The sequence below is a fragment of the Lamprocystis purpurea DSM 4197 genome (assembly GCF_000379525.1).
GTDB lineage: Bacteria > Pseudomonadota > Gammaproteobacteria > Chromatiales > Chromatiaceae > Thiodictyon > Thiodictyon purpureum.
This window is the reverse complement of the sequence record NZ_KB902560.1, coordinates 1-21,334: the sequence shown is the minus strand read 5'-3', so window position 1 is coordinate 21,334 and position 21,334 is coordinate 1. Positions and strand designations below refer to the sequence as shown.

The following is a 21,334-nucleotide window of genomic DNA, read 5'->3' as shown; positions in this document are numbered from 1 at the left end:
TCGGACCGCGGCCAGGTAACTTTCGTGGGTGCGCGGCGAGAAGCCATGCATCTGCATGGCGGTGATCATCTGCTCACGTAAGGGAGTCATCGTCCGGTTCTCTGTTAACGACCCGGAGTGGGCCGTTAAAAGTGTGGACGATGGGCGACGGGGCGGGGCTGGAGGTCAACCGCGGGGCGGCTGGGGATATCCGCGCGTTGTTCGCGATTCAATGGCGCTATGGGATGGCCGCGGTAGGCCCCGCGGAGCGGATTAGTCCAACTAGATTTCGGCAGACGAACTACCCCATAACTCGTCGCCTTTTTAGGATTGGATCAGGATTTTTTCAGAGTGTCAAGCGCTTGCGCGCAGTTCCTCGCTGCACCGTTCGTGCGATATGAGGCAAGATTGCCTCATATCCCACGAACGGATCGAAGGTACACCGCATAAACCGGGGGATGCCCGCGTGGTTCTCACAAGAGAAAGGCAGAAAATACCATCGTATGAAGTGCCTTTCTCGACGAATGCTCAGGGTGTTTAGAGGCACCGGCAGGGAGGCCGCGCTCAGACTCGCACCGATTACGCGCTATGAGGCGATCTTGCCTCATAACGCCCGAACCGGTCCGCATAAACCGACCGGTGCTGCTGTAGCAAAGGCAATAAAAAGAGTAATAAAACAATATTCTGTAACATCTTTTCCGAAGGTTTGTCAGGGTGTTTCGGAGGCATCGACAGGGGGCCGCGCTCGGCCTGGCGTCGTTCAGGCGCGCATCGATCATCGTTCCGACCAGAGCCTTGGCCTGCCCGATCCAAGGCTGAAGCCTTGGACTCCAACCGGCCAGCATGACCAAGCGCGTGGCTTTGACGCGGCTGGAAGTCGCTGCTACGGCCGACGCGACGATGATGGTCAGCCGTCGGGTGCGTTCCCGCTGGGCGGAACGGGCTTGCCTTTTCTGCGTGGACTGTCTATTTTTACAGTTATGGATGTCACCACGACGCAGATTTACACCCATGTGTTGCAGCGCGGCGNCTCGGCGGTGCAAAGTCCGGTGGATGCGTTGCTGGGGGTCGGGGTGCGACACGTGGCAGCGTAGGGCGGAACGCCAAAGGGAGGCGCCAGACCGGCGGGTACACCAACGGCTTGTCGCGGATTTGGGGCCTTGGTCATGCGGTTGGTCGTCTCGCGATCGGAGCGGTTGTCGGTCCGCGCAGCGGACCCTACGGGCTGGAGATCTGCCACGCCGTAACAGGACTGTTCCCGGTGGGCGTCCCGCCGCGATGCGGTGCCGCGGACACCTTTAATGCCGCGGCGACGGGTTCAGGCCGTCGCGGCGGGACGCCGCTCCCACAGGGTCGCCGCGTGACTTTCAAGGTCAACTGAGTTTTGGGAAACGATCTGCAGATTTGAAGTGGCGACTGAAGTCGCCCCTACAGGGGGACCCTAAAGGCACCCCCTACGGGTGGATGTTTATAGCGTTCGCACCTGAGATCCAAACAGGCCTTCGTGTAGGGTCGGGTTTAAAACCCGCACCTACGGCCTTAAGCGTCGACCTCCGGTCGCGTCGCCCCAGTCCCCGGAGGTTGAGCTCGCGTGGTACGAAGTTCGTCGCCTGAAATGTCGGTCATCACACGGTCAGGTACTGCCTGACCAGATCGTCACCCAAGTCGGCGATGCCTCCATCGGCGACCAGTCGGCCCCGATCGAGGATCACGAAACGATCGGCCACCCGGCGGGCAAAAGGTAGCTTTTGTTCCACCAGAATGACGGTAAGTCCGAATTCGCCGATCAGACGGCGAATGATGTCGCCGATTTCATGCACAATGTTGGGCTGAATGCCCTCGGTCGGTTCGTCCAGGATGAGGAGCTTGGGATCGATCACCAGCGCGCGGCCGATGGCAAGCTGCTGCTGTTGACCACCGGAGAGGTCACCCCCGCGGCGGCCAAGCATCTGTTTCAAGACCGGGAAGAGTTCATAGATATAGCCCGGCACCTGACGCAAACCATCGCGCCGGGCCGGCAGCCCGATGCGCAGATTCTCCTCCACGGTCAGCAATGGGAAGATCTGCCGACCTTGGGGGACAAAGCCCAGCCCCAATTCGGCCCGCCGCTCGGCGGGCAGTCGGGCCAGGTCCTGCCCCAGATAGTCCATGACCCCGGAGCGCAGCGGCAACAGGCCCATGATGCATTGCATCAGGGTCGTCTTGCCGACCCCGTTGCGGCCCATCACACAGGTGCATTGACCGGCCGGGATCGCGATAGTCAGATCCCAGAGAGTATGGCTCTGACCGTAGAATTGATTCAGTCCGCTGATCGTCAACATGAGGGTGCGGCCTCGGCGTCCGGCCAATAGGCCGTGAGGATTTGCTCGATAGTCCAGGGACAAATGACCGGAAAGTGTTCGTACTCGAAGGGCGTCTCAGCGACCGCCAGGTCCAGCGCATCGGGGTAAGCTTCGGCGATCAATAGATCAACCTGCCCCCGCAGACTCGGATTCTCGTCCAGGAGCTTGGCGACTGCACGGCGCTGGGTGTTGATGGTCGCGCGCCAGGACTTGCGATAGGGATAGTCCGGCTGGTATCGCCATTTCAGCAGGTGCCCCAGCAAGACGGCCAACCGACTGACCAGCGCCCGCCGCTCCCGTTTTCCCAAGTCTTCGATCTCCTCTGCCAGATGGGCGATATCGAGCTGGGCGAAGCGGCCCATGCGCAGCAACTGCCCCTGCTCGCGCGACCAGGCAACCAGATCTTGATCGTACTCGGCGCTCACGCATCACTCCCCAAGATAGACTTCCACCACCCGCGGGTCATGCTGGACCTCGTCCATCGACCCCTCCGCCAACACCGACCCCTGATGCAACACGGTCACCCGTTTGGCGATCGAGCGCACGAAGTCCATATCATGCTCCACCACGACCACCGAGTGCTTGCCCTCCAGGGACAGCAGCAACTCGGCCGTGCGGTCCATTTCCTGGTGAGTCATCCCGGCCACCGGCTCATCCACCAGCAGCAGCAGCGGGTCCTGCATCAGCAGCATGCCGATCTCCAGCCACTGCTTCTGACCGTGGGAGAGTGCCCCGGCCGGGCGCCAGGCGTGATCCCGCAGCCCGATGATCCCCAGCACCTCGTCGATCCGGTCGCGCTGCGCACCGGAGAGCCGGGCCGTCAAGGTCGGCCAGACCCGCTTGTCGCCGGCCATCGCCAACTCCAGGTTCTCATAGACCTGATGCTGCTCGAAGACCGTGGGTTTCTGAAATTTGCGCCCGATCCCGGCCTGCGCGATGCGCGGCTCATCCAATTCCAGCAGATTGATGCTCTGACCGAAGAAGACATAGCCCGCGTCCGGCCTGGTCTTGCCGGTGATGACGTCCATCATGGTGGTCTTACCCGCGCCATTAGGTCCGATCACGCACCGCAGTTCGCCGACATCGACATAGAATGACAGGTCGTTCAGGGCGCGGAACCCGTCGAAGCTCACCGTCACCCCTTCCACATAGAGCAGGGTCGTATGCGAGATATCCAGGGTCTCGGCCAGGGTCTTGCCGGGGTTAAGATATTGCCAGCGTTCAACTTGCCCGCCCATCAGCCGGCCCTCCGCGCGGGCAGCCAGCCCGCGATCCCGCGGGGCAGCAGCAGTGTGACCAGCACGAAGAGTGCGCCCAGGGCGAACAGCCAGGCTTCCGGGAACATGGCCGTGAAGGTGCTCTTGCCGTAATTGACCATCAGGGCACCGACCACGGCGCCGTAGAGGGTCGCGCGGCCGCCGACGGCCACCCAGATCACCAGCTCAATGGAGTTGAGCGGTGAGAACTCACCCGGATTGATGATCCCCACCTGCGGCACATAGAGCGCCCCGGCCACCCCCGCCAGCATGGCCGAGAAGGCGAAGATCGCCACCTTGACCCGTTCCACCCGATAGCCGATGAACCGCGTACGCGACTCGGCGTCGCGAATCGCCACCGCCACCCGTCCCAGGCGGGAGGTGACAATCATCCGACAGGCCAGATAGCCGAGTGCAAGCGCTGCCGCGGACGCCATGAAGAGCCCGGCGCGGGTGCCGTCGCTTTGCAGATCGAACCCCAGCAACTCCTTGAAATCGGTCAGCCCATTGTTCCCGCCGAATCCCATCTCATTGCGGAAGAAGGCGAGCATCAAGGCATAGGTCAGGGCCTGGGTGATAATGGAGAGATAGACACCGGTCACCCGTGAGCGGAACGCGAGATAGCCGAAGACATAGGCCAGCACGCCGGGGACCAGAATGGCCATCAGCGCGGCAAACCAGAACATGTCGAAACCGTTCCAGAACCAGGGCAGTTCTTTCCAGTTCAAAAAGACCATGAAGTCGGGCAGGATCGGATCACCATAGACGCCGCGATCACCGATCTGACGCATCAGATACATGCCCATGGCATAGCCGCCCAGTGCAAAGAAGGCACCATGCCCCAGGCTGAGGATCCCCAGATAACCCCAAACCAGGTCGACCGCCACGGCGAGCAACGCATAGGTCAGATACTTGCCGAGCAGCGTCACCGTATAGGTTGAAACGTGCCAGAAGCTCGTCTCCGGCACCGCCAGATTCAACACCGGGACCACCAGCGTCACCACCAGCAGCACGGCCAGCATGACTTGGCCGCCGGTATCGCCTTTGAGTGCCTTGACTATGCCCATGCGGGTGTGTCCGAGTCGTTGGAGAAAGAAAAGCGGACCTTGATCGTCATCCCGGCCAGCGGCGTGCGTCGTCAGGGCTTCCAGCCCTGACCGTGTCAGGCCAGGATGGCCTGACTACGCACCCGGCGAGCGCAAGTGGCCGGAATCTTGATCGAGGCCGAAAACCGGTTACGCGGTAGATGGTTGATCTTGCTGTTCATCGCCTCATCCGTCAGCCGCCCGGCCGCGCTGCGGAAAGAGCCCGCGCGGACGTTTCTGGATGAACAAGATGATGAATACCAGCACCAGAATCTTCGCGAGGACCGCGCCCGCCCAGGGTTCCATGAACTTGTTGGCGACGCCCAGTGTCATCCCGCCGATCAGGGTGCCCCAGAGGTTCCCGACCCCGCCGAACACCACCACCATGAAGGAGTCGATGATGTAAGCCTGGCCCATGTTGGGTCCGACATTGGTGAGTTGAGACAGCGCGACCCCGGCGACTCCGGCGATGCCGGCGCCAAGGCCGAAGGTCAACGCATCCACGCGCGCGGAGCGCACCCCCATGGCACGTGCCATCGCCCGATTCTGGGACACCGCCCGGACCTGCAGCCCCAGGGCAGTGCGCTTGAGAATCAGCAGGAGGGCGACGAAGACCAGCAACGCGAACGCCAGGATATAGAGCCGGTTGTAGGTCAGCGCCAGCGCCGGATTGATCTGCAGCGAGCCGCTCATCCAGGACGGATTCTCGACCGCCACGTTTTGCGCCGAGATGGTGGTCCGCACCAGTTGTTGCAGGATCAGGCTGATCCCGAAGGTCGCCAGCAGGGTCTCCAGGGGCCGGCCATAGAGGAAGCGGATGACCGTTCGCTCGATGGCGATGCCAAAAAGTCCGGACACGATGAAGGCCGCCGGGATGGCGACGAACAGCGAGTAATCGACCCAACCCGGCAGCGCCTGCTGAACCAGATAGGTGGTATAGGCCCCGAGCATCATCAACTCGCCGTGAGCCATGTTGATCACGCCCATGACCCCGAAGGTGATGGCGAGGCCGATGGCGGCGAGCACCAGGACCGAGCCCAGACTCAACCCGAAGAACAAGGTCTCGGCCCGCGCATTCCAGGTCAGGCGGGCGTCGATCGCGGTCAGCGCACGCTCGGCGGCGGCTTTCACATCCGCGTCGGTTTCATTGGCGATGAGTGTCGTCAGGCCGTTGCGGGCCTCCGGGTAGAGACTGCCCTCCAGGGTCGCAACGGCCGCCAGCCGTGCCTCGGGCGTCCCGACGCGCAGGTCCGCTACCGCCACCGCCAGCACCAGGGTCGTGCGCACCGCGGCGTCCTGTTCCTGTTCCAGGCGGGCGCGCAGCGCCGTGACGGACTCGGGGCTCGGGTCACGCATCAGGTCCTTGGCCGCGCGGCTGCGCACCGCCGGGTCCGGGCTGCTGAGCGTCAGGGCGGCGATGCCGCCGCGCAGGGCGGTGCGCAGCGCGTTATTCAGCGGAATCTTCTTGACCGTGGCCCGCTCGACCTCACCCAAATCTACCCCGGTAAGCGGGTCTGAGAGGCGCAGGCCGGCGGCGGAGGGCCGCGCCAGAACCAGCGGCGGGTCGGCGGCCTCGCGCGTGTAGAGGTCCCCCGCGAGCAGGGCCTCCAGGATCGGCAAGGCCCGGCTGTCGCCGGTCGCGGCCAGCGCCTGCACGGCCTGCTGCTTGGCCGGGAAGGCGCGGTCCGCCAGTCCCGGCAGGGCCTCCTCCAAAGCGCCCGCCGCCGCCGTTCCCCACCAGGTCATCCCGGCCAGGATCATGCAGAAGAATGCGCCGGCGAGGTGTGGGCGGCGGCGGCGTGACGGCGTCATACCCATGGATTACTTGGCCGCGGAACCCAAGCAGGTCTTGGTCTTGGTGTTGTAGTTGCCGCAATTGATCGGCGCTGTCCAATCGCCTTCCAGATCCTTGGAGCCCGGCAGAAAGTCGGACCAGGCATCGCCCGGGACCGTGCCCTCGGTCTGCCAGACCACGGCAAACTGACCATCATCCTGGATCTCACCGATCAGCACCGGCTTGGTGATATGGTGATTGGGCAGCATCTTGGCGATGCCGCCGGTGAGGTTGGGTGTCTCCAGGCCGACGATGGCCTTCACCACCTTGTCGGTCGCGGTGCTGCCGGCCTTCTCGACGGCCTTCACCCAGAGGTCAAACCCGATCTTGTGAGCCTCCATCGGGTCATTGGTGACGCGTTTCGGGTCCTTGATGAAGGCGTGCCACTGCTTGATGAACGCGGCGTTCTCCGGCGTGTCGACGCTCATGAAATAGTTCCAGGCGGCCAGGTGCCCGACCAGCGGCTTGGTGTCGATCCCGGAGAGTTCCTCCTCACCCACCGAGAAGGCGACCACCGGGATATCTTCGGCAGACACCCCCTGGTTGCCCAGTTCCTTATAGAAGGGAACATTGGCATCGCCGTTGATGGTGGAGACCACTGCAGTCTTCTTGCCGGCGCCGCCAAACTTCTTGATGTCGGCGACGATCGACTGCCAGTCGGAGTGACCGAACGGCGTGTAGTTGATCATGATGTCCTCGGCTGCCACGCCCTTCTGCTTCAGGTAGGCTTCGAGGATCTTATTGGTGGTTCGCGGGTAGACATAGTCGGTACCCGCCAGGACCCAGCGCTTGACGCCCAGGTCGTTCATCAGATAGTCCACCGCCGGAATCGCCTGCTGGTTGGGCGCGGCGCCGGTATAGAAGACATTCTTTGAAGATTCCTCACCCTCGTACTGCACCGGGTAGAACAGCAACCCGTTGAGTTCCTCGAAGACCGGCAGGACCGATTTACGCGACACCGAGGTCCAGCACCCGAAGACCGCCGCTACCTTATCCTTGGCGATCAGTTCACGCGCCTTCTCGGCAAACAAGGGCCAGTTGGACGCCGGATCGACGACCACCGCCTCCAGCTTCTTGCCGAGCAAACCGCCTTTCTTGTTCTGCTCCTCGACCAGCATCAGCACCGTATCCTTGAGCGTGGTCTCGCTGATGGCCATGGTTCCGGACAACGAGTGGAGGACCCCGACCTTGATGGTGTCGTCGGCGGCAGTCGCCGGGAGGACCGCGGACAATCCCAGAGCCAGGCCTGAACCCAGTACCAACCGCTTGATCAAGTCGCGCTTCCGCATAAGAGTTGACTCCGAACGAGTGAGTGTTGAAAGTTCGCGGCGTACGGATGCCGCCGGCAAAGGTGCAGCAATCCTCAGGCCATCACGCGGATCCGACGCCGGTCAGCCCAAATTAGGTGATTGTTCACACAAAGACACAAAGAACACCAAGAAAAACAAATCAGTGAGAACGTCAGACCAATCACCGCGCGGTTGACCTGCCAGACCAACTATCGCGTTGAAAATCTTTGTGATCTTAGTGTCTTTGTGTGAGAACTGCCGTTTTCGGGGTCAGGGGATTCGCAGGCATAGCGAAACGCTGATCGCGCACCGCAGGACAGACGCACCATCACGGTGCTCATCTCCGAGACTTTTGCCCGGATACGATCCAATTCGGGGCAGATCGCGCTTTCGGCAAGCACTACCTGCGAACACACTGGCGCCCGTCCGCGGGTTCAGCTATCTTCAGCACGCTTCACCACAACACGAACGAGGAGACATCGCATGAAAAAGACCCTGATCGCAATCGCCACCTCCGGGATGCTGTTCGCCGGCCTTGCTGCCGCCGCCGACATGGCCACCCCGGACGAGGCCAAGGCCATGTCCCAGCAGGCTCAGGCGGCCGTCAACACGATGGGCAAGGATAAGGCCTTTGCGGCCTTCTCCGCCGACGGCGACTTCAAAAAGAAGGATCTGTATGTCTTCTGCATGGACATGGACGGCGTGATGCTCTCCCATGCCACCAAGCCGGAACTGGTCGGCAAGAATCTGCTCGACTTCAAGAAGTACGGGGATGAACTGTTCAAGAACATGATCGCCACCGTCAAGGCCTCGAAGGAAGGCTGGGTGGACTACAAGTGGCCCTATCCGGGCACCGAGGAGATCCGCGCCAAGACGAGCTACGTGATGGCTAACAAGGAAGGCTTCTTCTGCGGGGTCGGCGCTTATAAGTAAGGAATCCGCGAGCACGGCGCAGGGAGGCGCCCTCGTCGCGAGCGGCCGGCAGCCTGATCCAGGCCGCACCGGGTTCTATAGCGTTCGCACCTGATATCCAGACAGACCTTCGTGTAGGGGCGGGTTTGAAACCCGCCCCTACTATAAGATGCGCTCGTCAGCCGTCAGATTGACCCAAACGCACGAGCCCCAAGGGGCTCGCGACTGAAGCCGATTTATTCGTAAGCCCGGAAACGGCACCGTGCGGGTGTCCGAGCCGGTGCGCGGTCGACCATCAACACACGACGCGCAAGCGAATCACCGGTTTGTTGAGCAGTAATCCGCGATGATCGTCGCACTAAAAACGCGCGCGCCGGAACACGGCGAAGTTCGAACGGCTGGCGTGCAGCCCACAAGAGTGCCGATACGCCAGCCAATGTAAACACAACAAGTGATCGCATCGGTAAAACTTGTTGTGTAAGGTTCCTCTATCCGCCCTCCGCCGACCCCGCGAGGCCTTCCCCATCGACCGCAACCGGCGACGTTTCGACCCGGTAAACGGCTTGTCCCTCCGCCGCTTTCAGGATGGTATCCCGCCCGCGCACGTCGGTATTGCGATAGCGCTCGACCAGTTCGCGCTCATCCTTGGACAGGGGATCCGTGTCATCCAGACACATCAGATAGATCGGTGTCACAGTGCCCAAGGCCAGCGCCAGTTCCTGGGCCTCTTCAAGCCCCATCCGGCGGATTCCCTGCTCATAGTTGCTGATCCGTGACTTGGACAGCGAGCCGGTACGGCTCGACAACTCAGAGAGGCTCAAGCCCTGCGCTTGGCGTGCAGCACGGAGGCGTTGGCCGATTTTTTTCGTTAGGTCCATGGATACAGGTTAGACAACTCGTAGTGGTGACTCACGACCACGCCGTGAGGCCCCGCAACGCCGATCGGACAACCCGCCACGCTTTGGCATCGCTGCTGTCCTTCGCGCCCAGCGTTCGCCGGTGTCCGACCTGTGATGACAGGTGCAGTGGAAAAGGATAAACAAGCAGGTTGCTCATGTGGTACACGATTATTACAAATGCAGGGGAACGGAACCGCTGCCTGGGACAGGCATTCACGGTGGCATTGTGTACATTTCTGCGAAGGATTTCAGATGACCCTGACGAATGGGCAGACGAACGGCTGTTACTCGTCACGGACCCGTAACACAGCACACAATTGGTCTTATCGCTCCACCTGGCTCCTCAATCGTGGGATCATCGCCGCGGGATTCCAGACCCAGGGGGCAGGCCTCGCGGGCGGACTCGAGTAAACCATGATTCAGAACCCGATCGTCTTTACCTTTTTCCTGGTCTTCACCGGCGCCGCGGTCCTGGCCACCGCCGCGCTTGCGGCCCGGCAGTCGCTCCTGGTCGCCTATATCGGGCTCGGTATTCTCTTCGGACCCTGGGGTCTCGGTCTGGTCGCCGACGCCCGCCTGGTCTCGGAATCCGCTCAGGTCGGCATCATGTTCTTGCTGTTCCTCCTCGGACTCGACCTGACCCCTCAGGATCTGGCGCGCAGCCTGCGCCGCACCACCCTGGTGACCTTGGGCAGCGCGCTGCTGCTGCTCATCATCGGCGGCACCATTGGTCTCTTGGCCGGTTTCACGCCGCTGGAGTCGCTGATCCTCGGTGGTGCTCTCGGCTTCTCCAGCACCATCATCGGTCTGAAGCTGCTGCCGACCACCGTACTGCATCATCAGCGCATGGGCGAGGTGATCATCAGCATCCTCCTGCTGCAGGACCTGCTCGCCATCGCCCTGCTGTTGCTGCTCCAGGGTGCCGGGACGGGAGCCACCCCCTGGATCAAAATCGCCCTGCTCATGCTGACCCTACCGGGGTTGGCCATTTTCGCCGGACTCACCGCACGCTACGTCCTGATCCCACTGATCCGCCGCTATGACACCTTCCGCGAGTACATCTTTCTGATCGCGATCGGCTGGTGTCTGGGGATGGCCGAACTGGCCGGCGTACTGGGTCTCTCCCATGAGATCGGGGCCTTCATCGCCGGGGTGGCGATGGCCTCCAGTCCCATCGCGCTCTATATTGCCGAGAGCCTGCGTCCGTTACGGGATTTCTTCCTGGTGCTCTTCTTCTTCGGCGTGGGGGTGCAGTTCAACCTGGCGATGGCCCCCGACGTGCTGGTGCCGGCCCTATTCCTCGCGACGGCCGCGCTCCTGCTCAAACCGGCCATCTTTCGCCTGCTGCTGGTCCGTACCGGCGAACCCTCGGCCCGCGCCTGGGAGATCGGCTTCCGGCTCGGCCAGATGAGCGAGTTCTCACTGCTCATCGCCGCGCTGGCACTGACCACCGGCAGCCTGAGCGCGCGGGCGGCCTACAGCCTGCAGTTGGCCACCATCCTGACCTTCCTGGTCTCGTCCTATCTGGTGGTTCTGCGTTTTCCGACTCCCATCGGCATCTCGGACGCGCTGCGCCGGGATTGAGCGCCAGGCAAGCGAGCCTGGCCAAGCATGCCTAGCCAAGCATCGCGTCATCCCACTCGGCCTCACCGACGGTGCGCTGCTGCGGCTCCACCACGTGATCGGCAAAGGCCTTGTCGAGAATCTTCACGAAGCACTTGGTCTGCGGTGAGAGGAACTTGCCGCGGCGCTGCACGATGCCGTAGCTGCGCTTGGGGAAATACTGATCCAGCGGCATCCGGGCGAGCCGTTCGTCCCCGGTCAAACAAACGTCGGTGACAATCGAGATCCCCTGCCCCAGCGCGACGTATTTCTTGATGACTTCCCAGCCGCCGGCCTCCAGGGTCACACGGTAGGCGAGATTGTGCTGCTTGAAGACCAGATCGACCATGCGCCAGGTGCTCAGATGCCGGGGCGGCAAAATCAGCCCGAAGGGCGCGATATCCTCGAGGGCGACCTTCTCCAGCTTGGCCAGCGGGTGATCGAGCGGCGTAATCAGGGTCGGCCGGTAGGTCACGAAGGGGCGGTAGTTGATGTCGTCCGGAACCTCCAGCATCGAGCCCACCGCCAGGTCAGCCGCATCCGAGCGCAACATGGCGAGCCCATCACGCCCGGTCACATTGTGGAGCTTCAATTCGATGCCGGGGTATTGCGCCACGAAGGTACGCACCGGTTCCGGGAGGATATAGAGGATGGTCGATTCACCGGCGGCGATATTCAGCACGCCCTGATCGACCCGCCCGCACTGGATGGCGAAGGCGTCGTGCAGCCGATCCATGCCCTCGACCAGCGGTTCCGCCATCTGGAAGAGGAGTTGACCCTCGGGCGTAAGACGAATCTTGGGTCCGCGCCGCTCGAAGAGCACGGTATCGAACTCGCGCTCCAGCGCCTGTATCTGGAGCGAGACGGTCGGCTGGCTGAGAAAGATCTTGTCGGCCGCGGCGCTGACGCTGCCGGTGCGCGCCGCATGACAAAATGCCCGCAGTTGCTTTAAGCGGTTTTGCTTATAGTGGATCTGCGATCCGGAGCCCATGGTTCATCCTATCGTGTCCTGTGGTGGTGAACCTGATACTAACCGATGCTGTCCATTGAGAAAAGCAATACGCTAGGTTTCATCGATCTGACTGAGGATATTGCGCGCCACCTGCCGTTGAGACGCGTCACCCTCTTCCAGAACCTGATAGAGAATCTGACGAGCAGCCAATGGGTTATCGAGCTCGCGCAGGCGGTTGGCCCGGTTGATCTTGTCCTCGATCGGATCGATCCGGGCCCGCGGCGGCGCGGTTCGGGCCGCTTCGGCATCCTCCAGGTCCAACTCGGTCTCCATCTCCTCGTCGGTGAGCGGACTCCAGCGCGTCGGATCATCCGGATCGCCCGGTTCCAACTCGCGGCCGACCTCCAGGCCGCCGCCGGAGCCGCCCGTAGGGACGACCGGGGGCGCCGCGGTGCCGGCCCGACCCCCGCCCCCGGCCCCGTCAGGCGGCACCGGCGGGACCAAGGCGGCCTCCGCCGCCTCGCGCGCCGCCCGCTCACGCACCAGAATGCGTGAGGCGAAGACCCCCAATTCGAACAGCAGCCACATCGGCACGGCCAGCAGCGTCTGCGAGAAGACATCCGGCGGGGTCAGGAGCATGCCGATCACAAAGGCCCCGACGATCACGTAAGGACGTTTCTCCGCCAGGGCATCGGGCGTCGTCAGACCGGTCACGACCAGCAGAATGGTGGCGATCGGGACCTCGAAGGCGATGCCGAAGGCGAAAAAAAGGGCGAGTACGAAATCCAGGTAAGCCGAGATGTCGGTCATCATCGACACCCCTTCCGGAGTGGTCGCGGCCATGAACCCGAAGATCAGCGGAAACACCAGGAAATAGGCAAAGGCCATCCCGACATAAAAGAGCACGACGCTGGAGGCCAGCAGCGGCACCGCCAGGCGTTTCTCATGGCGGTACAACCCGGGCGCGATGAACGCCCACAGTTGGTAAAGCAGATAGGGCATAGCGAGAAACACCGCCGCCACGAGCGCCAATTTGAAGGGCGTCAGGAACGGCGAGATCACCTGGGTGGCGATCATCGTGCTGCCCTCCGGCAACTTGGCGATGAGCGGGGCGGCCACGTAGGTGTAGATGTCGTTGGCGAAGGGAAAGGTCACCAGCAAGGCGATGCCGACGCCGATCAGCATGCGGATCAGCCGATCACGCAACTCGATCAGGTGGGAGATGAAGGGCTGTTCGGCGCCCGGTTCATCGGGCTCAATGGACGGGGCCATAAGGGGTCTCGGGGCGAATCTTTAGGCCCGGCCCGGCCGGCCCGCAAGACCGTCGGGCGGGCAGGCTGAGCGGATGAGCCGGTGAGCCGGCGCCCGTGGGCGCTGCCTCATCCGACCGCCTGATCCGCATTGGGCTTGGCGGTCTCGGCCGCAACCGCCGGAATCTGGGCCGGCGTTGGCGTGACGTCAGCGGGCTTGGACCGGGCCGCCGGCCGCGGTTCTTCGATCAGCGTCTCCAGCGGGTTGCTGCGCGCCTGCTTCTTCAGGATATCCTGCAGTTCCTGGGCTTTGAACTCGCGATCGATCTCCTCCTTGACGGAGGACAGGGTGCGCCGCGCCCGGCCGACCCAGAGCCCGGCCATCCGCGCCGCCTTGGGCAGACGTTCGGGGCCGATCACCACCAGGGCGACCACGCCGACCAGGACCAACTCCCAGAAGCCGATGTCGAACATGACGCGAGTCTAGGCGTGATCGTTCAGGACTTGGACCGATCGGTCGGCTGCGCCGCGGCGCCGGGCGCCGTCGTTGCCGCCCGCGCCGGATCGGTATCCACTGTCCGCCGCGCCGGGTCCTGATCGAGTTGCTTCGGGTCCGCCTCATCCTCCTTGTCGTTGCCCCCCATAGCGCTGCGGAAGCTCTTGATCGCGTTACCCAGATCCCCGCCGATGCCCTTCAGCCGCTTGGTTCCGAAAATCAGGAGGACGATCACCAGGATGATCAGGAGTTGCCAGATGCTGATACCGCCGAGTCCCATATTGCTCTCCGCACCGCCGCCCACGCGACAGCGACATGACTGTGATGGGCCGCGCCGCGGGCGCAGGCCCCGATGTGTTCTCCGGCCGGCGAGCAGATCAACTTACCCGCCGCGGCCAGGCCGTGATCTTAACCCAATCGACCCTGTGCCGTCAGTCCGCCAGCAGTTCCAATTTCGGGTAGCTGCCCGCCGACAGCGTGCCGGCAGCGAGGCTGATGGTGGATGCGCTGCGCTTATCCACCCTACAACACCGGCCCGCTGTAGGGTGGATAAGGCGCGCCGCTCGGTGTCAGGGACCCGGCACGCCGGTCGTGCGCGCCGCATCCACCAGGGGGGCTGCGCGATGCTGCCCAAATTTAGAATTGCTGTCAGTCCGCGCCGGGGGACGCGCGGCTGGCCTTCTCATCGATCCCGGACAGCCCGAAACGCCGCTCCAGCTCAGCCAGCACTAATTCCGGCCGCAGGCCCCGCTGTGCCAGCAGCACCATGCAGTGAAACCAGAGATCCGCCACCTCGTAGACGATCTTCTCCGCCACCCCGTCCTTGGCCGCCATCACCGTCTCGGTCGCCTCCTCACCGATCTTCTTCAGGATCGCATCCGGACCCTTGGCATACAACTTGGCGACATAGGAGGAATCCGGGTCCGCCTGCTTGCGGGCCTCCAGGACATCGGCGAGGCGGGCGAGGATATCGGACATGGCGGAACGCTACCGGCGGGAGCTGACTGCTGACCAGCGGGAAGTCTAACCGCATCCGCGTTCGGGCGCGAGATGGTGGGCGATGCCCATCCTTCAGCGTCGCGATGGCCGGATGGGCTAAATTCGGCAATTGCTCACGCAAAGACACAAAGAACACGAAGAAAAACAGATCACTGGAAACGTTGGGCCGATCACCGCGCGGGTGACCCGCTAGACCAACTGATCGCGTTGAGTATCTTTGTGATCTTAGTGTCTTTGTGTGCGCACTGCTGCTTCTGGGATGACCAACTGCCGCCATCCGAAACTGCACGGCGGCAGTTCTACGGCATGCGGACCTTCACCGCCGACCACCGAGATCGCGCAGCAACGGGGGTAGACTGAACGCTGCGCGGACCCCAGCGACCTGCTGGGCCTGAGTGCGGTGCATGATCGCCCGGCGGGGCCTCGTTGATCACCCCCGCGGGCATCACGCGTCTGGTTCGGCTGGTCAGGTAACGCGGCGCCGACATGCCCGGTCTGGGCGCGCCGCCGCGGCCATTATTCGCTGGGGCTCTTAGGGATGAGCGGTTTGTACCATAGTGCGTTGCTGGGGGTGCCTTCCCAATTGTAGACAACCAGCGGGCCGGCCTTGAGGCACGATTCTACTTCCACCTCAATGGATTCGTTGGTGAACCTAAAGACCGTGTCGGCCGCCCCCACGTCCCTGACTTCCACATCGGCCGCCCGCCGATAGTAGCCGAAGTTCCTCCCGGTGATGATGATCGTCGGAACGGTACCCCCTCCTGCAACCGGTTGTTCGCTATAGGTGTATCCCGTGACGACGGGGGTATCGGGTCCACCGGGGACCATGATCGAACAGTCGCGGACGTACCGGCGCACATAGGCGTAGCTCAGCCACAGATACCCGTGCATGGCGCCATTCCATCTCGGCCCACGTGAGCTCACCATCAGGAAGCCGCCCCGATGCTCCGCCCCGCGTCCGGAGGGGTTGATCTGATCGTGGTAGCCGACGAGTGCGACCCCGAAGCTTGGATCGATGCCCGGTTGCGTGGCGGGATCGAAATAGCGGGCCGGCGGGTTGGTGTCGCCCGGGAAACCGGGGTGGCTGCGGGGGTCGAGGCGACAACTCAGTACGAATCCGTCCGCCAGCCAGGCCTTGGCGTTCTCGGTCGGGTTGTCATACGGCCTGGTGGGGATGGCATCGCCGTTATCCCACAGGGCCGCGTGGCGGCTGATGCGATAGGGCAGCGCCATTTCAAGCTGGTTGGCAGTCGGTTCGACGATCGGTCCCAGCGGGTTGTAGGGCATCTCGGCCCGGTCGACCGTGCCATCGTTCTGGAGGATCTGATAGACATCGTCGGGGCCGCCGGCCCTTTGCATCGCGCGGACAAAGGCGACGCTGCCCTGATGCTCCGGGTTGTTCAGGTTCCATGCGGGGTGTCTGAAATGTTTCAGCGACTGCGACATCTGGTAGTAGGCGGTGGCAAAGATGACGGAGGTTGACACGCCCAAGTCACCCCGGTCGGCGACGGGGGGCAACTCACCGCGCAGGTCCACGGCCTTCGGCAGCCGGGTCCCGAGCCGCCTGGAGGGGGGGGCGTAGGGCGAGCGGTCGATGATCCGCGTGACTTCGTCCAGTATCCTTTGGGCCTCCTGCGGCGACAGCGGCCGGCTGAGGGGTCCGGGGTCTTGATCGTCGATCACCGCGGCACCGGTTGCACTCGGGTCGAGACCAGACAGGTCGGCGACCGGGATGTCCGCGGCTGCCGTCTGACCGGCTGACCAGGCCAGGGCGGCCAACAGCAGTCCGGTCTGGGCGATGGACAGGACGGCGGGTTGTTTCATTATCGGGCTCCTTCGCGGATTGTGCGTATCTGGCGGATGCCTCAGGCAGAACGCCCGGTCTGGGCGCGCGGCCACGGCCGTCACTTGCGGGTGCTGATGCGGGGCGGTGTGAAGCGGATGGCCTTACCGCGGGTGCCTTCCCAGTTGTAAACGACCAGCGGGCCGGCCTTGATGGGCGACTGCGGTGTCACCTCGATGGCGTCGTTGGTAAAGCGCCAGACCTTCCCGGCCGCCACGCCGTTGAACTCCACCCCGGCCAATCGCCGCAGGCTGCCGAAGTTCGTGCCCGTGATGATCACCGTTGGCTGGCCTTCTTGGTTGCCATGGGTGTATCCGGTGACCTCCGGGATCGCGGGTCCGCCCGGTACCATGATCGAGCAGTCGCCGACGTACCGGCGCACATAGGCGTAGCTCAGCCACAGATAGCCGTTCATGTCGCCGTTCCATCTAGGTCCATGGCTGTTCACCATCAGAAAGCCGCCCCGATGCTCCGCCCCTTGTCCGGCAGGATGGATCTGGTCGTGGTAGCCAACCAAGGCCACTCTGTGTCCGGGCCAGAAGTTGGATTGCGTAGGGGGATCGAAAAAGGCGACTGGAGGGACGCAGCCGCCCGGGAACCCATATTTTGCGTCGGGGTCGACGCTACAACTCAGCACGAATCCGTCCGCCAGCCAAGCCCTGGCGTTCTCGATGGGATTATCAAACGGTTTATTGTGGGATCCTCCGCCATTATTCCACAGCGTGGCGGAGGGGCCGATCCGATAGGGTTTCGCCGCTTCAAATTGGTCGGGAGTAGGTTGGTTGCCGGCAACAGGAATTTTCGAGTCGAATGGCATCTCGGCGGTGTCGACAGCGCCTTGTTCGCGGAGTACCTCATAAACGTATGCAGTCATGCCTTGTCCCCCCTGACTGGCGAGAAAAGCGACGCTGACCTGGTGTTCCGGGTTTTTCAGGTCCCAGGCGGGATGTCTGAAATGCTTCAGTGATTGGGTCGCCTGGTAGTAGCCCGTGGCAAAGGTGACACATAAATTCGACCCTCCATCCCCCTGTATGGCGACCGGGGGTAGTTCGTCGCGCAGGTCCACCGATTTCGGCAGCCTGGTTCCCAGCAGCCTGGACGGGGGCGCGGAGGGCGAACGCGCGATGATCCCGGTGACCTCCGCGATAATGCGATCGGCCTCTTCCGGTGTGAGCGGCCGTCGGGCGGGACCGCGAAACAAGACCGCGGGGTCTTGATCGTCGATCACCGCGGCATCGACGGCACGACAGTCGCGGCCCAGGCCGGATGAATCCGCATCCTGGGGAGCGGCGGCAGACGGACCGTACGGCAAGGCCAGGGCGGCCAGCAGCAATCCTGTCCAGGCGGTGGACATGGCGGTCGGCTTGCTCATCGTTCGACTCCTTCGCGTGTTGTGCGTGCCTGGCAACTGCGCCATCGCAGCCGCCGGGTTGGCGGATCCCGGCGGTGTCATCCAAGCGGCTTGGCGCCGCTTGCCCCAGGCTTCGGATTCCAGCCTGAGAAGTCTATTAGCCCAAAGGCGAGAGGCGATCCGTGACCCAATTCACAACAGCGAGCGAAAGTGGAAATGACCAGTCCACGAGAGCGCACCGCTTTGACCTGGCCGAAGACCACGGCCGCGCTGGGCGCGCGGAAAAAGACCGCGCCCGGCACCAAGGTGTCGAGAGAGATCGCAGGAGGTCTTGCTCGCGCTGGGTGTGATCGCAAGTGATGTGGTTTGTTTGGGCCGGGCCTTTCGGTAGGATGGGCAGAGCGCGAGCGCGCTGCCCATCCTCGAGCGTCGCGGTGGCGGTGACAGACCTGCGCTCGGTTCGGGTGTGCGCCCGACACGTCACGCTGCCCCTTGATATCGCCTTCGGACGTGATTACCGGACGTAGGGGCGGGTTTCAAACCCGCCCCTACACGAAAGTCTGTCCGGATATCAGGTGCGAACGCTATACCACCCACCTTGGTGAGACTGCATGATGACCCCCGAACACGACTGGAACCGTTTAGCCTGGTGGCAGTGGGCGGCCCCGCTGGGCGGCGCCATGCTTGTCGGTGCCAAGGCCGGCGGACTGGCGGCCCCCGGCAGTGCGCTCTTCATCGTCGCGGCGGTGGCCTTGCTGGGCGGCGCGGTGTTCGCAGCGGTGCACCATGCGGAGGTGCTGGCGGTGCGGATCGGCGAGCCCTTCGGCTCCATCCTCCTGGCGCTGGCCATCACGACCATCGAGGTGGGCCTGATTATCGCGCTGATGATCGCCGGCGCCGCGGGCAGCGACACGGTGGCGCGCGATACAGTCTTCTCCGTGGTCATGATCGTGCTCAACGGAATCGTCGGGCTGTGTCTGGTCATGGGCTCCGCCCGCCACTTCGAACAGGCGTTCCGCGTCCAGGGCGCGGCGGCCATCCTGAGCGTGATTGCGACGCTCGCGATCATGGCATTCGTGCTCCCGAACGTGACCCGAACGACTGCCGGGCCCACTTTCGCTTCCAGCCAGTTGCTGTTCGTGGACATCGCCGCGCTGTCGCTTTACGCGTTGTTCGTTTACGTGCAGACCTTCCGCCATCGTGAGGATTTCCTGATCGATGACGGGGCGACCCTGCACGGCGCGCCGCCGACCAACCGCAGCACCCTCATCAGCGCACTCTTTCTGACGGTCAGCCTGGTGGTCGTGATTCTGCTGGCCAAGGCACTCTCGCCGGCCGTCGAAGCCGCGGTCGCACAGGCCGGACTCCCGCAGACCGTCGTGGGCGTGGTGATCGCCATGGTGGTGCTGCTGCCCGAGGGGCTGACCGCCGTCAAGGCCGCCCGGCGCAACCGCCTGCAAACCAGCCTCAACGCCTCTTTGGGTTCCGCCCTGGCGAGCATCGGGCTGACCATCCCGATCGTCGGCGCCGTCTCGCTCTATCTCGACGTGCCCTTGGTCCTGGGGCTCCCGCCCGAGTCCACCGCCCTGCTCCTGCTGACCCTCTTTATCAGCACCATCACCTTCGCCACCGGCCGCACGACGATCCTGCAGGGTGGTGTGCATCTGGTCATCTTCGGTATTTTTGTGCTGTTGACCGCTGTGCCCTGACCGCTGGATTTGCTCAGGTGCAGACAGGTTGCGGTTAAGAATCGGCCCTTCGCGCCTGTTCGCCGATGATCCGGTCAGGCCGCAGCACGATCGTAAGCAAAGGCTTGGGGGTCGGGGCGATGCGCATCAGTGGACTTCAAGCGCGTCTATCGACCAGACGCGGTGCCTGAGACAACCAGGCACGTCCAGGCGTAGAGTAGTAGGGAGACCCGGACCCGAAGAGGACTCCGACCATGACGCCGGTGACTGCAGTTCGTCCCGTTTGGTGGAACTGGATCACGCTCGGGAGCGGAGTCCTCCTGACGCTGGTCGCGACACTCGAGATGCGATCCGACGCGCAGACCACAGACCGCCGCGAACTCGAGCTGGTCGGCAACGAGATCGCCGCGAAGGTCCGCACCCGGCTGCATGCTCATGCCCAAGTCCTGCGCAGCGGCGCAGCCTTCTTCGCCACCGCGTCTCCAGTCACGCGCGCACAGTGGCGGACCTTCGTCGAGCAGAGCAAGGTCAGTCTCAACCTGCCCGGCATCCAGGGGGTCGGCTTCGCTCTGCTGATCCCGCCAAACGGGCTCGAGGCGCACCAGGAGGCGATCCGCGCCGAGGGGTTTGCGGAGTATCGCGTCTGGCCGGAGGGAGACCGGCCGGTCTACTCCTCGATCGTCTACTTGGAGCCCTTCAGCGGCCGCAACCTGCGAGCCTTCGGCTACGACATGCTGTCCGAGCCGGTGCGCCAGGCCGCCATGGAGCAGGCCCGGGATGAGGACGTGGCCGCACTGTCGGGGAAGGTCCGCCTGGTTCAGGAGACAGCGGAAGATATCCAGGCCGGTACCCTCATGTATGTTCCGGTCTACCAGCCTGGCCTGCCCACCGGCACCGACGCGCAGCGCCGGACGGCCCTGCTGGGTTGGGTCTACAGTCCTTACCGGATGACGGATCTCATGCAGGGCATCCTCGGCGGGGAGGATCGGTACGACAGTCAGAGTGCAGAACTGGCCATCTATGACGGGGATCGGATCGCCCCGGAGACCCTGCTCTATGACAGCCGCCCCGCCGGGGCCGCGAACGATCCTGCGGCGCCTCGCGCGACGACCCTGCCCCTGGACTTCAATGGACACCGCTGGACCCTCTCTGTCGCCCGTCCGCCCGGGTATCCTTCCCCCAGCCGTACCCTTCCCGTGCTCTTGGTGGCCACCGGCGGTGGCCTCATCAGCCTGCTGGTGGCCGGTCTGCTCCAGGCCCTGATGCGCTCGCGTTTACGCGCCGTCCAGCTCGCCGAGGAGTTATAGTGGACCCTGAAAACCGGACAGTAATTTAAGCTCGCGTCGAACCAAAAGGGGCATATCATAATGGGCGAAGCGAAGCGCAAGACGTACACGGCATCCTTCAAGGCCAAAGTCGGCCTGGAGGCGATCCGCGGGGTCAAAACGACGAACGAGATCGGACAGGAGCATGGAGTCCATCCGGTCCAGGTGGGGCAGTGGAAAAAGGAGATCCTGGAGCAGGCCGGGACGCTGTTTGAAACCAAGCGTGGACGTC

The 21,334-nt window shown here is 63.4% G+C and carries 19 protein-coding genes; 5 read left to right on the top strand and 14 right to left on the bottom strand.

Going from position 1 to position 21,334, the window contains the following annotated elements; genetic code table 11:
- Positions 1–1,604: 1,604 nt before the first annotated feature.
- The 6 genes from urtE to urtA all read right to left on the bottom strand — a co-directional run bounded on the left by urtE (position 1,605) and on the right by urtA (position 7,785).
- Positions 1,605–2,300 (bottom strand): urea ABC transporter ATP-binding subunit UrtE, encoded by a 696-nt coding sequence (gene urtE, locus A39O_RS0129665; protein ID WP_020508281.1) that lies wholly within the window; start codon positions 2,298–2,300, stop codon positions 1,605–1,607.
- The gene (locus tag A39O_RS0129660) at positions 2,294–2,746 is read right to left on the bottom strand and encodes a DUF29 domain-containing protein (RefSeq protein WP_020508280.1); all 453 of its coding nucleotides are present in this window, start codon (positions 2,744–2,746) and stop codon (positions 2,294–2,296) included. Before A39O_RS0129660 ends, urtE begins: the two co-directional genes overlap by 7 nt.
- 3 nt (positions 2,747–2,749) lie before the next feature.
- Positions 2,750–3,559 (bottom strand): urea ABC transporter ATP-binding protein UrtD, encoded by an 810-nt coding sequence (gene urtD / locus A39O_RS0129655; RefSeq protein WP_020508279.1) that lies wholly within the window; start codon positions 3,557–3,559, stop codon positions 2,750–2,752.
- The gene (urtC, locus tag A39O_RS0129650) at positions 3,559–4,644 is read right to left on the bottom strand and encodes an urea ABC transporter permease subunit UrtC (protein WP_020508278.1); all 1,086 of its coding nucleotides are present in this window, start codon (positions 4,642–4,644) and stop codon (positions 3,559–3,561) included. Before urtC ends, urtD begins: the two co-directional genes overlap by 1 nt.
- A 204-nt stretch (positions 4,645–4,848) precedes the next feature.
- The gene (urtB, locus tag A39O_RS0129640; RefSeq protein ID WP_245562015.1) at positions 4,849–6,474 is read right to left on the bottom strand and encodes an urea ABC transporter permease subunit UrtB; all 1,626 of its coding nucleotides are present in this window, start codon (positions 6,472–6,474) and stop codon (positions 4,849–4,851) included.
- 9 nt (positions 6,475–6,483) lie between these two features.
- Positions 6,484–7,785: an urea ABC transporter substrate-binding protein gene (gene urtA / locus A39O_RS0129635; protein WP_020508276.1), complete on the bottom strand. Its 1,302-nt coding sequence runs from the start codon at positions 7,783–7,785 to the stop codon at positions 6,484–6,486.
- Between the two features lie 483 nt (positions 7,786–8,268).
- Between urtA and A39O_RS0129630 the strand changes: the two genes are divergently transcribed.
- Positions 8,269–8,718, top strand: a complete 450-nt coding sequence (locus A39O_RS0129630) for a cache domain-containing protein (protein ID WP_020508275.1) — start codon at positions 8,269–8,271, stop codon at positions 8,716–8,718.
- A 467-nt stretch (positions 8,719–9,185) separates the two neighbouring features.
- Here A39O_RS0129630 and A39O_RS35785 read toward each other — a convergent pair whose 3' ends face one another.
- On the bottom strand, positions 9,186–9,575 hold the full coding sequence (locus tag A39O_RS35785; protein WP_040529126.1) for a helix-turn-helix domain-containing protein: 390 nt from the start codon (positions 9,573–9,575) through the stop codon (positions 9,186–9,188).
- Positions 9,576–10,010: 435 nt separating this feature from the next.
- Here A39O_RS35785 and A39O_RS0129620 point away from each other — a divergent pair, with 435 nt between their 5' ends.
- Positions 10,011–11,180: a cation:proton antiporter domain-containing protein gene (locus A39O_RS0129620; protein ID WP_020508273.1), complete on the top strand. Its 1,170-nt coding sequence runs from the start codon at positions 10,011–10,013 to the stop codon at positions 11,178–11,180.
- A gap of 31 nt (positions 11,181–11,211) precedes the next feature.
- Here the strand turns inward: A39O_RS0129620 and A39O_RS0129615 are convergent, their stop codons facing one another.
- The 7 genes from A39O_RS0129615 to A39O_RS0129580 form a co-directional block, all read right to left on the bottom strand.
- On the bottom strand, positions 11,212–12,189 hold the full coding sequence (locus A39O_RS0129615) for a LysR family transcriptional regulator (RefSeq protein WP_020508272.1): 978 nt from the start codon (positions 12,187–12,189) through the stop codon (positions 11,212–11,214).
- Between the two features lie 72 nt (positions 12,190–12,261).
- Positions 12,262–13,422 (bottom strand): twin-arginine translocase subunit TatC, encoded by a 1,161-nt coding sequence (gene tatC, locus A39O_RS0129610; RefSeq protein WP_020508271.1) that lies wholly within the window; start codon positions 13,420–13,422, stop codon positions 12,262–12,264.
- A gap of 107 nt (positions 13,423–13,529) precedes the next feature.
- Positions 13,530–13,874, bottom strand: coding sequence for a Sec-independent protein translocase protein TatB (gene tatB, locus A39O_RS0129605; RefSeq protein ID WP_020508270.1), 345 nt, complete (start codon positions 13,872–13,874; stop codon positions 13,530–13,532).
- 23 nt (positions 13,875–13,897) lie between these two features.
- The gene (tatA, locus tag A39O_RS35780) at positions 13,898–14,176 is read right to left on the bottom strand and encodes a twin-arginine translocase TatA/TatE family subunit (protein WP_040529127.1); all 279 of its coding nucleotides are present in this window, start codon (positions 14,174–14,176) and stop codon (positions 13,898–13,900) included.
- A 368-nt stretch (positions 14,177–14,544) separates the two neighbouring features.
- Positions 14,545–14,874 carry a phosphoribosyl-ATP diphosphatase gene (locus A39O_RS0129590; protein WP_020508267.1) on the bottom strand — a complete coding sequence of 110 codons (330 nt, stop codon included), beginning with the start codon at positions 14,872–14,874 and terminating at the stop codon, positions 14,545–14,547.
- A 537-nt stretch (positions 14,875–15,411) separates the two neighbouring features.
- The gene (locus tag A39O_RS0129585) at positions 15,412–16,719 is read right to left on the bottom strand and encodes a hypothetical protein (RefSeq protein WP_020508266.1); all 1,308 of its coding nucleotides are present in this window, start codon (positions 16,717–16,719) and stop codon (positions 15,412–15,414) included.
- Between the two features lie 80 nt (positions 16,720–16,799).
- Positions 16,800–18,110: a C1 family peptidase gene (locus tag A39O_RS0129580; RefSeq protein ID WP_020508265.1), complete on the bottom strand. Its 1,311-nt coding sequence runs from the start codon at positions 18,108–18,110 to the stop codon at positions 16,800–16,802.
- A gap of 593 nt (positions 18,111–18,703) precedes the next feature.
- Between A39O_RS0129580 and A39O_RS0129575 the strand changes: the two genes are divergently transcribed.
- The 3 genes from A39O_RS0129575 to A39O_RS0129565 all read left to right on the top strand — a co-directional run.
- The gene (locus A39O_RS0129575; protein ID WP_169338512.1) at positions 18,704–19,798 is read left to right on the top strand and encodes a calcium:proton antiporter; all 1,095 of its coding nucleotides are present in this window, start codon (positions 18,704–18,706) and stop codon (positions 19,796–19,798) included.
- A gap of 233 nt (positions 19,799–20,031) precedes the next feature.
- Complete coding sequence (locus tag A39O_RS0129570) at positions 20,032–21,084, top strand: CHASE domain-containing protein (protein WP_020508263.1); 1,053 nt, start codon at positions 20,032–20,034, stop codon at positions 21,082–21,084.
- A 60-nt stretch (positions 21,085–21,144) separates the two neighbouring features.
- Positions 21,145–21,334, top strand: a 190-nt coding sequence (locus A39O_RS0129565; RefSeq protein ID WP_020508262.1) for a transposase, incomplete at its 3' end; no start/stop codon positions are given.